This is a genomic window from Streptomyces sp. Xyl84, from assembly GCF_059731885.1.
On the sequence record NZ_AP029182.1, the window covers coordinates 3,759,201 to 3,774,737 of the forward strand.

9 protein-coding genes, 3 tRNA genes and 2 pseudogenes are annotated in these 15,537 nt (G+C 74.8%); 8 read left to right on the forward strand and 6 right to left on the reverse strand.

What is annotated here, in order from left to right; translation table 11 throughout:
• The first annotated feature begins 72 nt into the window (after positions 1–72).
• Together AC6I72_RS16300 and AC6I72_RS16305 are read left to right on the forward strand one after the other, a co-directional pair.
• On the forward strand, positions 73–1,710 hold the full coding sequence (locus AC6I72_RS16300; protein WP_498001569.1) for a S1C family serine protease: 1,638 nt from the start codon (positions 73–75) through the stop codon (positions 1,708–1,710).
• A gap of 79 nt (positions 1,711–1,789) precedes the next feature.
• Positions 1,790–1,876: transfer RNA gene (locus AC6I72_RS16305), tRNA-Ser, on the forward strand.
• A gap of 68 nt (positions 1,877–1,944) precedes the next feature.
• Here the strand turns inward: AC6I72_RS16305 and AC6I72_RS16310 are convergent.
• Positions 1,945–2,814, reverse strand: a complete 870-nt coding sequence (locus AC6I72_RS16310; protein WP_498001570.1) for a bifunctional DNA primase/polymerase — start codon at positions 2,812–2,814, stop codon at positions 1,945–1,947.
• A gap of 398 nt (positions 2,815–3,212) precedes the next feature.
• Here AC6I72_RS16310 and AC6I72_RS16315 point away from each other — a divergent pair, with 398 nt between their 5' ends.
• The 3 genes from AC6I72_RS16315 (at position 3,213) to AC6I72_RS16325 (ending at position 6,199) form a co-directional block, all read left to right on the forward strand.
• Complete coding sequence (locus AC6I72_RS16315; protein ID WP_037856369.1) at positions 3,213–3,524, forward strand: hypothetical protein; 312 nt, start codon at positions 3,213–3,215, stop codon at positions 3,522–3,524.
• Positions 3,525–3,837: 313 nt separating this feature from the next.
• The gene (locus tag AC6I72_RS16320) at positions 3,838–4,395 is read left to right on the forward strand and encodes a SigE family RNA polymerase sigma factor (protein WP_498001571.1); all 558 of its coding nucleotides are present in this window, start codon (positions 3,838–3,840) and stop codon (positions 4,393–4,395) included.
• Between the two features lie 148 nt (positions 4,396–4,543).
• Positions 4,544–6,199: a long-chain fatty acid--CoA ligase gene (locus AC6I72_RS16325; protein WP_498001573.1), complete on the forward strand. Its 1,656-nt coding sequence runs from the start codon at positions 4,544–4,546 to the stop codon at positions 6,197–6,199.
• A 139-nt stretch (positions 6,200–6,338) separates the two neighbouring features.
• On the opposite strand, the gene AC6I72_RS16330 is transcribed toward AC6I72_RS16325, so the two are convergent.
• Complete coding sequence (locus AC6I72_RS16330; RefSeq protein ID WP_498001574.1) at positions 6,339–7,667, reverse strand: MFS transporter; 1,329 nt, start codon at positions 7,665–7,667, stop codon at positions 6,339–6,341.
• Positions 7,668–7,794: 127 nt separating this feature from the next.
• Here AC6I72_RS16330 and AC6I72_RS16335 point away from each other — a divergent pair, with 127 nt between their 5' ends.
• Positions 7,795–8,379, forward strand: a complete 585-nt coding sequence (locus tag AC6I72_RS16335; protein ID WP_498001576.1) for a TetR/AcrR family transcriptional regulator — start codon at positions 7,795–7,797, stop codon at positions 8,377–8,379.
• 272 nt (positions 8,380–8,651) lie between these two features.
• Here AC6I72_RS16335 and AC6I72_RS16340 read toward each other — a convergent pair whose 3' ends face one another.
• Both AC6I72_RS16340 and AC6I72_RS16345 read right to left on the reverse strand, forming a co-directional pair.
• Positions 8,652–13,262 (reverse strand): hybrid sensor histidine kinase/response regulator, encoded by a 4,611-nt coding sequence (locus AC6I72_RS16340; RefSeq protein WP_498001577.1) that lies wholly within the window; start codon positions 13,260–13,262, stop codon positions 8,652–8,654.
• A 416-nt stretch (positions 13,263–13,678) separates the two neighbouring features.
• A complete protein-coding gene (locus AC6I72_RS16345; RefSeq protein ID WP_498001578.1) occupies positions 13,679–14,188 on the reverse strand; it encodes an SSI family serine proteinase inhibitor in 510 nt (169 codons plus the stop codon).
• 196 nt (positions 14,189–14,384) lie between these two features.
• Between AC6I72_RS16345 and AC6I72_RS16350 the strand changes: the two genes are divergently transcribed.
• Together AC6I72_RS16350 and AC6I72_RS16355 are read left to right on the forward strand one after the other, a co-directional pair.
• Positions 14,385–14,475: transfer RNA gene (locus AC6I72_RS16350), tRNA-Ser, on the forward strand.
• 211 nt (positions 14,476–14,686) lie between these two features.
• Positions 14,687–14,759 (forward strand) — tRNA-Arg (locus tag AC6I72_RS16355).
• Between the two features lie 77 nt (positions 14,760–14,836).
• On the opposite strand, the pseudogene AC6I72_RS16360 reads toward AC6I72_RS16355, so the two are convergent.
• Both AC6I72_RS16360 and AC6I72_RS16365 read right to left on the reverse strand, forming a co-directional pair.
• Positions 14,837–15,019, reverse strand: a pseudogene (locus AC6I72_RS16360) (site-specific integrase); the annotation flags it as partial.
• 171 nt (positions 15,020–15,190) lie between these two features.
• Positions 15,191–15,430, reverse strand: a pseudogene (locus AC6I72_RS16365) (PAS domain-containing protein); the annotation flags it as partial.
• Positions 15,431–15,537 lie beyond the last annotated feature (107 nt).

A 15,537-nucleotide genomic window follows, 5' to 3' on the forward strand; every position in this document is an offset into this window, starting at 1 on the left:
GGTCGTCGGCGGCCAGGACGAGCATGACCGAGTGCGACCGACAACAACAGCCGTGGATCGAGGAGAAGAGCTGTGAGCACCGAGAACGAGGGCACCGAGGTACCCCCGGCCCCGTCCGCACCTCCCGTGCCGGTGGAGACTCCCGCAGCTTCCCCGCAGCCCCCCGCTCCCCAGGGAGGCGGCGCCGCCACGCCCCCGCCGCCCAGCACGCCTCCGCACGTGCCCGGTACGCCCGCGCACGCGCCCGGCGCCCCGCGGCAGGAGGGCGCACCGGCCGGCCCGCAGTCCGCGCCCGCCCCCGCGGGCGCACACCCGGCAGCCCCCGGGGACGGGGCGGGCGCCGCGCCCGCACAGCCGTACACCCCGGCCGGACAGACCTTCGGTGAGCAGGCCCCCGCCGGGCACGCCTCGTCCGGGTTCCCGCAGGGGCAGCAGCCCCCGCAGGGTCCCGGCGGCGCGCCCGCCGACGGTTCGTGGCCGCCGCCCGCACCCCCCGTCGTGCCCGCCTACGCGGACGGCGGCGCGGGTGCCGGGACCGGCTGGGGTGCGGCGTACCAGCAGCCCGCGCCGAAGCCCCGGGGCCGGCGCGGTGGTCTGATCGCCGCCGTCCTGGTGGCCGCACTGGTCGCGGGAGGCCTGGGCGGCGGCCTCGGCTACACCCTGGCCAGGAACGACGACGGCGGCTCCACCACGGTCGCCGCCTCCGACTCCGGGGCCTCCCAGGTCAAGCGTGACCCGAACTCGATCGCCGGGGTGGCCGCCAAGGCGCTGCCGAGCACCGTCACCATCGAGGCGGAGAGCACCAACGGCCAGGGCGGCACCGGCACCGGTTTCGTGTTCGACACCCAGGGCCACATCGTCACCAACAACCACGTGGTGGCCGACGCCGTCGACGGCGGCAAGCTCACCGCCACCTTCCCCGACGGCAGGAAGTACGACGCCGAGATCATCGGCCACGCCCAGGGGTACGACGTCGCGGTCATCAAGCTGAAGAACGCCCCCTCCGACCTCAAGCCGCTCGCGCTCGGCGACTCCGACAAGGTGGCCGTGGGCGACGAGACGATCGCCATCGGCGCGCCCTTCGGCCTGTCGAACACGGTGACGACGGGCATCATCAGCGCCAAGAACCGCCCGGTCGCCTCCAGCGACGGCAGCAGCGACAGCAAGGCCTCCTACATGAGCGCCCTGCAGACGGACGCCTCCATCAACCCGGGCAACTCCGGTGGTCCGCTGCTCGACGCGCGCGGTGCGGTGATCGGCATCAACTCCGCGATCCAGTCCTCCGGCAGCGGCGGAGGACTGGGCGGTTCCGGCCAGTCCGGCTCGATCGGCCTGGGCTTCGCCATCCCGATCAACCAGGCCAAGTACGTCGCCCAGCAGCTGATCAAGACCGGCAAGCCGGTCTACGCGAGGATCGGCGCCTCGGTCGCCACCGTCGAGCAGGGCTCCGACGGAGCGAAGATCACAGACCAGGGCGCGGGCGGCGGCGCCGCGGTCGAACCGGGCAGCCCGGCCGACAAGGCCGGCCTGAAGTCCGGTGACGTCATCACCCGGCTCGACGACACCGTGATCGACTCCGGTCCCACGCTCATCGGCGAGATCTGGACGCACAAGCCCGGCGACAAGGTGAAGATCACGTACAAGCGCGACGGCAAGGAGCACACGGTCGACCTCGTCCTCGGCTCCCGCGTCGGCGACAGCGCCGCCTGACGCCGACGCCGACTGCCCCGCACGCGCGCGCGGTGACCCGATAGTCTTGTCCCCGCGCCGCCGGTCACCGGCGGCGCGGGGAGGCGTGCCCGAGCGGCCGAAGGGAACGGTCTTGAAAACCGTCGTGGCAGCGATGTCACCGTGGGTTCAAATCCCACCGCCTCCGCAGCGCTGAGCAGTGAGAACGGCCCCTGACCGGGACAGACGGTCGGGGGCCGTTCTCGTGGGCGGTGTTCAGGGGTGGTGGCCCGTCAGGCGGGCCGCTGAGGTGAGGGTGGCGCGGGCCTCGTGCTCGGGGAGGCCGGTGGTCAGGGCCGCGTCGAGGAGGGGGCCGTGCAGGGCCGGGCCGGTGCCGTTCTCGTAGGCCCGGCAGGCTGCCCAGAACAGGCGGGTGTTGCGCTGGCCCTCGTGTGCGCCGAGGACGAACTGGACGAGGCCGTGACCGTGCCGTCCGGCGCCCTTCGGGAGGGCACGGCGGGGCGTGCGGGGCGGTGGCAGGAGCAGGCGCAGCAGGGGCGGCGGGCAGGGCGCGGGCGCCAGGTGGGCGGTGCCGGGCGCGGTGGCGTAGGTGCCGTGCGCGGTGCGGGAGCCGGGGCCGACCAGGTAGCCGCCGGCGCCGCGGATGTCGATGCCGGGGGCGAGCCGGCCGGCCGAGTTGGGGACGACGGCGTCCGGCGGCCCGCTCAGCCACAGGTGGCGGCCCCCGCTGGGGGTCAGGACGACGACGGTGGCGGGCAGGGTGAAGCGGTGGCGGACGGCCAGCTCGCGCAGGGCCGCCGGGGCGTTCGTACCGGCCTTGGTGTCGAGGTCGACGCCGATCAGGTGGTACGGGGGCAGGCCGCAGGCGATGCCGTAGCCGGTGGCGCGGGGTGCGGCGGCGAACAGTTCACGGATGCGGGCCGGGTCGGCGGAGGCGTCGTACACGCCGTGGCCGAAGCGGCCGCACTCGCCGTGGCAGGGCGGACGGGCCGGGGCCGGGTCGTCGCGGTGCGGGGAGCGCAGGGCCGGGAGCTTCGTCCGGGACAGGGGGAGGACGGCCAGGCCGCGTTCGGCGGCTGACAGGGCGTGGGCCAGTGCCGTGGCCTGCCGGTCGGTGGTGGCCATGGATCTATATTCGTACTGAGGTTCGAGAAAAGGAAGGGGGCGGTCGTGTGGTGTGCCGGGGGCGCGCGGTTCGGCCGGTCTCCGCCGGGCGCTTGCCGAAACGCTTCATCCCTTGGCGCGCTTGATCCGGCAGGGGGCGCACCGCCGCCGGTCGGGGCGTTGACGGTGGCAAAGGTGGTGAAAGGGGTTTATCGACATGTCCTCACGCTTGCGTGCGAATCGGGCCTATCGGGGTGGTTCGCCACGGGCCCATGGGCAACTCTGATCTTGCGACGTCGTGAGAAACCGCCGGGGTGGTCGGCCGACTTCCCTGGTGAAAGCCGTAGTCCAGGTAGCTTCACGCAGCTTCACGTACTTCCGGCAGGCAGCCGGTGCGTACCTCTTACTGGAGGAGCAATATGGCAAGCATCCGTACCGCCCGCGTTCTCGCCGCCGTCACCGCCGTCCCGCTCGCGGCGGCTCTCTTCGCCGGCATCGCGGCGGCGGACACCGGCGCCCTCGCGGGCACCGGATCGAACGCGGGTGTCGCCGGTATCGTCGGCAGCGGAGTCGGCCACAACAACAGCGGCAACTCGTCCACCACCGGCCAGCAGGCGGTCGGCTCGGGTGCCTCGAACCAGAGCAACACCGCGCAGGTCAACGGCTCCGCGTTCACGGCCATCCAGCAGGGCAACGAGAACGTCGCCGTCCACTTCACCCACCTCTGGTGAGACCCGGCGGGCCGGCGCGCACATTGGGGAGCCGCCGGCCCTGAGAGGTCCTGTGGGTGTGCTTGTGGGGATACAACACACAACTGCGCGGCGGTGCCTCGGCGCCGCCGCGCAGGCGTTCCCGGTACTTCCCCCGGGTCCCGCCCCGCCGCCGTCACACCGCAATCACCCAGGGGCGAACCCGTACCCCGCTCCTCCTCCTCGTCCACCTTCAGGAGGTGAGGCCAGCCCCACCCCTACAACCTGAGTCGGACACCGCTTCGGGACCTGCGGGCGATCCGCCGCCGGGGTGAGCGCTCCTAGCGTGGAGGACATGACCACACCCGTCTGCACCAGCGCGTCGACCGCCGCCGTACCGGCCGCCCAGAGCCCGGCGTACCCGTCGTTCGCCTCGTACGTGCGGGCCCGCCAGCCGGTGCTGCTGCGCACCGCCCGGTCGCTGACCGCGAACCCGAGCGACGCGGAGGACCTGCTCCAGACCGCGCTCACCAAGACGTTCGTCGCCTGGGAGCGGATCGAGGACCACCGGGCGCTCGACGGCTACGTCCGCCGTGCGCTGCTGAACACCCGCACCTCGCAGTGGCGCAAGCGCAAGGTCGACGAGTTCGCCTGCGACGAGCTGCCCGAACCCGATCCGCTGCCGGGCACGGCCGACCCCGCCGAGCAGCAGGCGCTGCGCGACGCCATGTGGCGGGCGATCACGAAGCTGCCCGCGCGGCAGCGGGCGATGGTCGTTCTCAGGTATTACGAGGACCTCTCCGAGGTGCAGACGGCCGAGGTGCTCGGCGTGTCCGTGGGCACCGTGAAGTCGGCGGTCTCCCGCGCGCTCGGCAAGCTCCGCGAGGACCCCGAGCTGGTGCGCGTGCGCTGACCGCCCGCCGCAGCGCTCCACGGCCGATCCGCCCCAGGCGGGCCCACCGCTGATCGATCACCCGGGCTAGTGACATACCGCTTGGTATGTGCGCAGAATCAGCGCACCCCCCTACCACCGCGTAGGCCATGCGCCCCGGGAGGACGCCGTGCTGAGCACCATGCAGGACGTACCGCTGACCGTCACCCGCATCCTGGTCCACGGGACGCTCGTGCACGGACGGTCCCAGATCACCACCTGGACCGGCCAGGGCGAACCGCAGCGGCGCAGCTTCGCCGAGGCGGGCACGCGCGCGGTACGGCTGGCGAACGCCCTGCGGGACGACCTCGGCATCCGCGAGGACGACCGGGTCGCCACCCTCATGTGGAACAACTGCGAGCACGTCGAGGCGTACCTCGCCGTCCCCGCCATGGGCGCCGTCCTGCACACGCTCAACCTGCGGCTGCCCGCCGAGCAGCTGACCTGGATCATCGAGCACGCCGCCGACCGCGTGATCATCGTCAACGGCTCCCTCGTCCCGCTGCTCGCCCCCCTGCTGCCGCACCTGAAGACGGTCGAACACGTCGTCGTCGCGGGCCCCGGCGACCGCACCCCGCTGGACGGCGCGCGCGTGCGGGTGCACGACTACGAGGAACTGATCAGCGGCAAGCCGGACACCTACGACTGGCCGGAGCTGGACGAACGCCGGGCCGCCGCCCTGTGCTACACCTCCGGCACCACGGGCGATCCCAAGGGCGTGGTCTACAGCCACCGTTCGATCTACCTGCACTCCATGCAGGTCAACATGGCCCAGTCCATGGGCCTGACCGACCGGGACACCTCCCTGGTCGTGGTCCCCCAGTTCCACGTCAACGCCTGGGGCCTGCCGCACGCCACCTTCATGACCGGCGTCAACATGCTGATGCCGGACCGCTTCCTGCAGCCCGCCCCGCTGGCCGAGATGATCGAGCGCGAGCGGCCGACGCACGCCGCCGCCGTCCCCACCATCTGGCAGGGCCTGCTCGGCGAGCTGACCGCCCGCCCCCGCGACGTTTCCTCCCTCACCCAGGTCACCATCGGCGGCTCGGCCTGCCCGCCCTCCCTCATGGAGGCCTTCGACCGGCTCGGCATGCGGGTCTGCCACGCCTGGGGCATGACGGAGACGTCCCCGCTGGGCACGATCGCCCGTCCCCCGGCGTACGCGGCCGGCCCGGACGAGGAGTTCGCCTACCGCCTCACCCAGGGCCGCTTCCCGGCCGGTGTCGAGGCCCGGCTGACCGGGCCCGGCGGCGAACGCCTCCCCTGGGACGGCGAGTCGGCGGGCGAGCTGGAGGTGCGCGGCCCGTGGATCGCCGGTGCCTACTACAACGGCCCGGACGCCGAACCGCTGCGCCCCGCCGACAAGTTCAGCGAGGACGGCTGGCTGAAGACGGGTGACGTCGGCACCATCAGCCCCGACGGCTACCTCACCCTCACCGACCGCGCCAAGGACGTCATCAAGTCCGGCGGCGAGTGGATCTCCTCGGTCGGCCTGGAGAACGCCCTGATGTCCCACCCGGACGTCGCCGAGGCCGCCGTCGTCGCCGTCCCCGACGACAAGTGGGGCGAGCGTCCGCTGGCCACGGTCGTCCTCAAGGAGGGCGCCACCGCCGACTTCGAGACGCTGCGCGCCTTCCTCGCCGGGGAGGGGCGGATCGCCAAGTGGCAGCTCCCGGAGCGCTGGACGGTCGTCACCGCGGTGCCGAAGACCAGCGTGGGCAAGTTCGACAAGAAGGTGCTGCGCCGGCAGTACGCGGCCGGGGAACTGGACGTGACCAGTCTCTGAAGAAGAGCCGGAAGCCCCCGGTGGACGGGGGCGGTCGTGGCGGGGGCCGGCGCAGGGAGGCTCACGGCGGGGGGCGCGTCGAGGCGGGGGGTCGTGGCGGGGCTCGGTGCCGGGAGGCCCGCGGTGGCGGGGCGGTGCCTCACCGGCGGACGGCCGTGGTGACCCAGCCGATCACCAGCCAGATCGCGGCCACCGCGCAGACCCCGGTCCAGCCCCAGTGGGCGAAGGCGGGGGCCGCCACGGAGGAGGCCAGCGCGGCGCCCGCGAAGCCCGAGACGACGTAGGCCGTGTTGGCGGTCGCCGGGGCGGAGGTGGTGGTCAGCGCCAGGGTCTGGTTGGCGACGTGGGAAGCGACCAGGGCCGCGTGGATCGCGACCGCGGCCACGAACAGCGCGACGATGGTGTGTCCGCCCAGCCAGAACAGCGGCACGGACACGGCGGCCAGGAGGTACGCGTTGCGGACGACCTTGCCGGCGCCGAACCGGTCCACGAGGCCGCCCGCGAGCGGTGCCACCGCGCTCGCCGCCAGTCCGAAGAGGCCGAACAGTCCGGCGGTCGCGATCGACAGGCCGTAGGACGGGCCGGTGAGCAGCAGCGCGAGCGAGGTCCACAGCGCGCTCCACGCGCCGAACATGCCGGCCTGCCGCAGGCACGCGCGCCACAGGTCGGGCGAGCGGCGGACGAGGCCGGGCAGGGCGGCGATGCCGGACAGCAGCGGTCCTGAACCGCGGCGGCCCTCCGACGGCAGGGCGAGGGCGGTCGCCAGTCCGAGCACCAGGGTCAGCGCCGACGCGCCGACGAACACCCATCGCCAGCCGAACGCCTGGCCGGCCAGCGCGCCGATGACCCGTGCGGCGACGATGCCGGTGAACAGGCCCGCTATGACGGCGGCGACGTGCCGGGCGCGGCGGTCGACGGGGGCGCGTTCCACGACCAGCGGGACGAGGAGCTGCGGGACGACGGTCGCGGCGGACGCGACGAACACGGCGGAGGCGAGCGCGCCGGTGCCGGGGGCCGCCGCGGCGACGAGCAGCGCGGCCGTCGTGGCCACCGACAGGGCGGCCACCAGCGGGCGCCGGTTGACGCGGTCGCCGAGCGGAGCGAAGAAGAGCAGCCCGGCCGCGTACCCGAACTGGGCAACGGAGGCGATCCAGGCCACCCCCGAGGGCGCCGTACCGAAGTCGCGGGCGATGAGGGGGAGCAGCGGCGCCGCGAGGTAGATGTTGCCCGCGGTGAACGCGGTGCACAGGGCGATGAGGGCGAGGAAGGCGTTGGGGCCGAGGCCGCGGCGGGTGGCTGCGGGGGCGGCCTCGGGGGTACCACTCGCGGGGGCGTGCGGGGCGTGCGGGGCGTGCGGGGCGTGCGGGGCGTGCGGGGCGTGCGGGGCGTGCAGGGCGTGCGGGGCGTCGGCACGGGGCGCGGTCCGCGGGGTGGCGGGGGCTGGCGCTGGGGCTGGGGACGACGACATGGTGCGGGGCCTCCGAGGCGGGACGGATTCGCAACCAACTGGTTGGTTGGACTGTTGAACAGTCTGCGTCCGGGATCCATTCTCTGTCAACCAAACAGTTGGTTGGTGAGCGGAGTACGCTGGTCCCATGGCAGTCAGGGACCCCGAGGCCACCAAGGCCCGTATCTTCGACGCGGCGGTCGCCGAGTTCGCCCGGCACGGCATCGCGGGCGCCCGCATCGACCGCATCGCCGCTCAGGCCAAGGCCAACAAGCAGCTCATCTACGCCTACTACGGCAACAAGTCCGACCTGTTCACGCACGTCCTCGGCAAGTGCATGGTCGACCTCGCCGCGGCCGTGCCCATCGATCCGGACGACATCGACGGCTGGATGGACCGCCTCCTGGACTACCACGCCGCCCATCCCGAACTGCTGCGCCTGCTCTTCTGGGAGGGCGTCGAGTACGGCACCGACGAACTCCCCGACGAACCCGCGCGCCAGGCGCACTACGCCCGCAAGGTCGCCGCGCTCCGGGACGGCCAGGAGCGGGGCGTCATCACCGACGCCATGCCGGCCCGGGACCTGATGTTCCTGCTGGTCGCGCTGGCCGGCTGGGCCGCGGCCGTCCCGCAGATGCGGCGGATCCTGGTGGGCGCGGCGGACTCCGACGGGGAACACCTGCGGTCCTCGATCCGCGAGGCGGCCCGGCGCCTGGCGGCGCCCAGGACCTAGGGGAAGGTCCACCGGCCCGCGGCGCCCGGCACGGCTCCCTCCACCTCTTCGAGCAGGGGCCCCAGCCGCGCCGTCGCATCACCCGGGTGCGTCCGGTACGCGGGTCATGCTCCGCCTCGCGGTGCTCCCCCACTGCCCGAACGGCGGGGGAGGTGACTCGTCACCGGACGCCGCGGGGCTTCCCGGCGAACCTTCCCGGCCACGGCACCGGCCGGCCCGGCAGGGCAGAGGGCCCGCCGCGTTCCGCGGGCGGCGGGTGCGTCGGCCGTGCCTCAGTTGGTCCCGATCCGGGCCAGCAGGTCCACGATCCGGGTCTGCACCTCGGTGCTCGTGGACCGCTCCGCCAGGAACAGCACCGTCTCGCCGGACGCCAGCCGCGGCAGGTCCGCCTGGTCGACGGCGGCCGTGTAGACGACCAGCGGGGTGCGGTTGAGCTGCCCGTTCGCCCGCAGCCAGTCGAGGATCCCGGCCCGGCGGCGGTGCACCTGCATCAGGTCCATCACCACCAGGTTCGGCCGGAACCGGCCCGCCAGCGCCACCGCGTCCGCGTCGCTCGCGGCCCGCGCCACCTGCATCCCGCGCCGTTCCAGCGTCGCGGTCAGCGCCAGCGCGATCTCCGCGTGCTCCTCGATCAGCAGGACGCGCGGCGGGTGCTGCTCGCTGTCGCGCGGCGCGAGCGCCTTCAGCAGGATCGCCGGGTCGGCACCGTACGCAGCCTCCCGGGTCGCCTGCCCGAGTCCGGCCGTGACCAGCACCGGTACCTCCGCGGCGACCGCCGCCTGACGCAGCGACTGCAGCGCGGTGCGCGTGATCGGCCCGGTCAGCGGGTCGACGAACAGCGCGGCGGGGAAGGCCGCGATCTGCGCGTCGACCTCTTCGCGCGAGTGCACGATGACGGGACGGTAGCCGCGGTCGCTGAGCGCCTGCTGCGTGGTGACGTCCGGGGCCGGCCAGACGAGCAGCCGGCGCGGGTTGTCCAGCGGCTCCGGCGGCAGTTCGTCGTCCATCGGCTGCGGGCGCGGCGTGTCCGCGACCTCGACGGCACCGCCCGGCCCGTCCAGCGGTTCGGGCCCCTCGGCGGCGTTCTCGTCCGGTGCGCCTATGGCGTACGACCGTCCGGCGCCCTCGGACGCCTGCGCGAGCCGCGGCTGCCCGGTGAGGGGCGCCTGGGGCTGCTGGGCCGTGGGGGCCGGGGCCGCGGGGACGGCAGGAGCCGCCGGAGCCGCGGGGGCCACGGGGGACCCGTTCGGCGAGGGCTGCGGGGCGGGCCGCTCGGGCGCCGACGGATGCGGCCGGGCCGCAGCCTGGTCGGGGCGCTGCTGCTTCGGCTGCTGCTCCGGGCGCGCGGCGGCCGGGTCCGGCGGTGTGCCGAGCTTGCGGCGGCGCCCGGAACCGCCGGCCGCGTGCGGCGGCGGGGTGGCCGTCGGCTGCTGCACCTGCGCTGCCTGTCGGTTGAAGGGCACGCCCTGCCCCAGCGTCCGTACGCTGATCGACCGGCCCTGCGTCGAGTGCGGGTCGACCGGCACGGCGGACTCGGCGGGCAGCGGCTGGGCCGCGCGCGGCACGGCCCCGGCGGCGGGCCCGGTGCCCGGCATCGGAGGCCGGCCGGCGGGCTGCTCGGGCGGCAACGGGGTTCCGGTGGCCGGCGTGGCGGTGGCCGGTGTTCCGGGTGCCGGCGGCGTGCCGTGCGGGGGCGTACCGGCGCCGGGCCGGGGCGCCGGGTGCGGGACGCCGGGGGCGGCGGCCGGGGCACCCGGCGCGAGGGGTGCGCCCGGGGCAGGGAGCGGTGCGGCGGGGTGGCCGGTCGGTACGGGACCCGTGGCGCCGGCCGGCGGCAGGGGGACGCCCGCGCCGGACGTGTCGTCCGTGCCGCCACCGGGCCACGGCTGCGGCTGCGGCAGGGCGACGGGGGCCGCGTCGGAGCCGTCCGCGGGGGAAGCGGGGGGAGCGGAGGGCGCCGGGGCGGCCTCGGCCGGCTCGCCCACCGCCCGCCGCCGCCGACCGGTCGGCGTGCTCGCGGGATGCGGCTGCGGAGGAGTGTGGTCGTCGGCCTGGTCATGGCCCACGGCGTCGTGCCGGCCCTCGTCGGGGCCGACGCCCGGGACAGCACTCGGACCGGCACCCGGGACAGCAGCCGGGCCGACGCCCGGGACCGCGCCCGGACCGGCACCCGGGACCGCGCCGGCGGCGGCAGCCGGGCCTTGGACGGGAACAGCCCCGCCCTGGACCGGAACAGCCGGGCCCTGGACCGGGAGTTGCGCCTGAACCTGCGCCTGCTGCGGCACCTGCGCCTGCTGGGGCGGCTGCGGCACCTGCGGGCCCTCGGGTCCGGCGGCGGGCCGGTCCGCGTCGGCCGGCGGCAGGGCGAACACCGTACGGGGCGCCGCTTCCTGAGCGGCGGCTCGCTCGGTCGCCGCCGCGAGAGCGCGCCGGCGACGACCGGTCGGCTGAGCCGCGGCGTCACCGGCTTCCCCGGGCGCGAGCTCGGCCGGGACCGAAACAGCGGAGGCAGCGGCAGGAGCAGTCGGCGTCCCGGGCCCCGCAGGACCTTCCGCACCCGCGCCCGCGTCGGCCGGCCGGCCCGGCGCGGCGCCCGGCGCCGGGGGCGCCGCAGGCAGGGCGTGGGGCTCGCCGGTCTCGCGCCGGGCCCGCCGCCCGCCGGGCACGGGCACCGGCACGCCCTGCGGCGGCACCGTGCCGCCCAGGCCCGACCCCGACGCCGCCGTACCCGCGGCATGCTCGGCCGCCGTCACCACGGCGCCCTCGGCCACGTCCGGGTCCTCGGCGGGCCGGCCGCGCCGGCGCCCCGTGCCACCGGAGTCGTCCGTACCCTGCGAGGTCAGGACCGCTTCCGGCGCGGGCTCCTCGACCGCACGCCTGCGGCGCCGTCCGGTCGGCGTCGACCCGGTGCCGGGCTCGGCGGAGGGCTCACCCTCGCCGTCACCGTCCAGGAACGCGTCCGTGGAGGCCCGCCGGGCACGGCGCCGTCCGCCACCGGCCGTCGCCTGCGCGGGCAGCGCGACCTCGACGGCCGTGCCGCCCCCGCCCCGCGGGCCCGCGTCCGCCGCCGGTTCCGTCTCCGCCGTGCCCGTGTCCGGCGCTCCCGCTGCGTCCGCCGTGCCCGGCGCACCCGTGGTGGCCGCCGGGCCGGCCGGGCCCAGGGCGGCGGTGTGCGGGGCGGCCGGTTCCAGGGTGCCGGGAAGGCCCATGGCCATCGCCCCCGCACCGCCCCCGATGGGCACCTCCAGGACGTACGCGCTGCCGCTCATCCCGGGCACCTGGTGCGTCTGCAGCACACCTCCGTGGGCCCGGACGATCCCGCGCACGATCGGCTCGTGCACCGGGTCTCCCCCGGCGTACGGCCCGCGCACCTCGATCCGTACGACCGCGCCGCGCTGCGCCGCCGCGACCACGACGGTGTTGTCCATGTAACCGGTCGTCGAGACGGGCGCGTTGCCGGTCGCGTCCACGCCCGCGACGTCCGCGACGAGGTGCGCGAGCGCGGTGGCGAGGCGCTGCGGGTCGACCTCGGCCTCGATGGGCGGCGCGTGCACGGCGAACTGCACCCGGCCGGGGCCGACGAGGTCCACGGCGCCGTCGACACCGGCGGCGACGACGGCGTCGAGCATCACCTTCGTGCGGGTGATCTGCTCGCTGCCGATGTCCAGGCGCTGGTAGCCGAGGACGTTGTCGATGAGGGTGGTGATGCGCGAGTAGCCGGCGGACAGGTGGTGCAGGACCTGGTTCGCCTCGGGCCACAGCTGCCCGGCGTCGTCGGCGGCCAGGGCCGCCAGCTCGCGGCGCAGTTCGTCGAGAGGGCCGCGCAGGGAGCCGCCGAGCAGGGTCAGCAGTTGCTCGTGGCGGGCGGCGAGCGCCTCGTAGCGGTCCTTCTCGCGCTCGCCCAGGGCCGCGTACCGGTCCTCGCCGGCGGCCAGTTCCTCCGCGTGCCGCTCGGTCAGCTCGTCGATCTCGGCCGCGTGCCGCCGGCGCAGCGCCTCGAGCGCGGCGGCGTGCTCCTCGGCGAGCCGCTCCCGCTCCTCGGCGTGCCGCCGCTCGGCGGCGTCCATCTCCCCGGCGAGCGCGTCGTAGGGGCGGCGGTCGGTGAAGGTCATCACGGCGCCGACCAGCTGGTCGCCGTCCCGGACGGGCGCGGTGGTCAGGTCGACGGGCAGCTTGTCGCCCGCCTTGGACCACACCACCTGGCCGCGCACCCGGTGCTTGCGCCCGGAGCGCAGCGTGTCGGCGAGCGGGGACTCCTCGTACGGGAACGGCGAGCCGTCGGCGCGGGAGTGCAGAACGAGGGTGTGCAGTTCCCGGCCGCCGAGTTCACCGGCGCGGTAACCGAGGATCTGGGCGGCGGCGGGGTTGACGAGCACGATCCGCCCGTCGGTGTCGGTACCGACGACACCCTCGGACGCGGCCCGCAGGATCATCTCGGTCTGCCGCTGCGAACGGGCGAGTTCGGCCTCGGTGTCCACCGTGCCGGCCAGGTCGCGGACGACCAGCATCAGCAGTTCGTCACCGGTGTATCCGGAGCCGTCGTAGGCCTGCTGGCCGTTCTGCAGGTTCGCGCTCGTGACCTCGACCGGGAACTCGGTCCCGTCGGTGCGCCGCGCGGTCATCCGGGTCGGCTTGGTCCGCGCGCGCGGGTCGATGTGGTCCGGGCGGCGCATGGAACCGGGGATGAGCTTGGAGTCGAACTGCGGCAGCAGGTCGAGCAGCCCGCGTCCCACCAGGGCGGTGCCCGGCGTCTCGAAGGCCTCCAGCGCGATGGTGTTGGCGTTCACGACGGTGCCGTTGGCGTTGACCAGCAGCAGCGCGTCGGGCAGCGCGTCGAGTATGGCAGCGAGGCGAGCAGCGCCTCGGGATGGCCTGCTGCTCACGAGACGCTTCCTCCCTGTTACCGCACCTTGCCCACCGCGGGGGCCATCTTGCCAACCGGCCCGCAGCGTGTCACGCGAGCGAGTCTAAGCGCTGAGGTTGCGCTAGCGACGCCGGATGCCAGGGAGGTCGCACGGGGAAGTGACGTCGAACCTGTGACCGTACGGTTCCGCTTCGCACGACCTCCGCACGACCTTTACGGAGTCCCGAACTCCCCTTTACGACCTCCGGGGCCGCAGGGCCACGCCCTCCGGATCTGCGGGCACCACGGCCTCCGGATCTCCGGGGAGCAGGCCCCGGGGCGGCGGGGACCGCGGCCCCCGAACGCCGGAGACTACGGCTCGGCGAGGCCGCAGCCTACGTCGCCGGACGCCCGCAGCCCGGCCCCCGGTACTTCAGGGGCCGTACCCGCCGTACGTCAGGAACCGAGGTCGGGCAGCACCGGTACGAGCCGGTTCCACCGCTCGATCGCGCAGCCGTCGCGGCGGTCGTACGTCGTGTCGACCGGGCGTCCCGCCCAGATCCCGGTGACGCGGGCGGTGGCCGGACCGCCGTACTGCAGGGTGCACGTGCTGCCGTCCGGCACGGGAGCGAAGGTGTCCCGGCCCCAGCGCGTGTTCCGGTCCAGCGCCCGGCAGGCGCTCCGCACGTGCGGGTGGCTGCCGCCGCCGGGGTGGCAGTACAGCTCGTACGTCCCGTCCCTGCCGTCACCCGCGTGCCGCACGGTGACGGTGAGGTGATCGCCGGCCCGGTCCTCGTCGCGGACGGGCGGGGGCGCGCCGGCCGAGGCGGCGGCGGGCACGGCGGACAGGGCCGCGAAGGCGAGAGCGGCCGTGACGGTGACGACGGAGGCGGAGCCGCCGAGGAGGAAGCGTCGCGGTGAGCGCTGTCGGGAGCGCCCCGGGGAAGAAGAGCTGACCTGCACCATGCCCGGACTAACGCGCCGCCCGCCGGGACGTTGCGCCCCGGCCGCCTCGCGCACCCCCCGGCCGTGGCGGCACCCCGATAAGGACTTTGCCCTCGGCCCCGACTGCCTAGTACCGTGGGGGGCGATTGGTGACACCACGCTCGTCTGTGTCATCATCTGCACGCACCGATCGCGCGCTCGCGTGAGCGGTTGTGCTGGAGGCGTCGCCTAGTCCGGTCTATGGCGCCGCACTGCTAATGCGGTTTGGGCCTTAAAGCCCATCGAGGGTTCAAATCCCTCCGCCTCCGCGCAGGAGCACCGAAGCCCCGGTCCGATGGACCGGGGCTTCGTCGTTCCCGCGGTCGCTCGCTGTGGCCTCCGCCCTCCCCGGATGGCGTTTGCCCAGGTCACAGCGGGTGAGGGGAATGGATTTCACATGGCGGCGGCAGTCATGTAATGTTCTTCCTGTCGCCGCGAGCGGGCCGAAAGGGCCGGGAGCGAAGACAGAAAACAGAACAAGCACTCGTAGCTTAACGGATAGAGCATCTGACTACGGATCAGAAGGTTGCAGGTTCGAATCCTGCCGAGTGCACACAGATGAGAGGCCCCGGAGAGATCCGGGGCCTCTTGCGTTTCAGGGGCGTACAGCAGCGATGTACAGCAACCGCATCACCCGGTGCCGCCCATCGCGTCCGACGGCTTGCCGATTGCGGCCCGCACTTCTTCCTCGCTCGCTTCGGCGTAGACCTCCATCGTCATGGCGATCTGCGAGTGCCGCAGGATGCGCTGCGCCACCTCCTGGTGGACCTTCAGGGCCACCAGGAGGGAGCTGCGGGTGTGCCGGGTTTTCCGCGCCAGGCCTTCTAGGATGCGGGCCTCGGCGGGGCTGACCGGGGCCGGGGCATGCGGCCGGGCGGGAGCGCCGGGGTGCCGGCGCGGTGGCGGGCGCGGCCGGGGGAGCGGGAGCAGGCAGCAGATGAGGTCTCCGTTCAGGGGGCCGGCCGGCCAGGTGACGACGCGGACCGGCAGTCGGCGCCCGTCGGCGCGGGCCAGCGCGGCCGTGGCGTCCACGAACCCGTCGGGGCGTGCGGCCCGGCGGGCGGTGAGCAGGTCGCAGACCTCGCGGGGGAGGAGCTGCCCCGGAAGTGTCCCGGTCAGCGCCTCGGCCGGCAGGCCGGTGAGGCGGGCCGCCGCCGGGTTGGCGTCGCGGACGGTTCCCGCGCGGTCCGTGACCAGCCGGGGCGCACGGGATTCCGGGGACACGGTGTGTGTCTGGCCGGGGGCCTCGCAAGGGATTACGGGGACGGCGTTGCCTGGCCGGGGGTGGTGCCTCGCCGGGACGGCGGTGCCGTGCCGGGCCGCGACGCGGA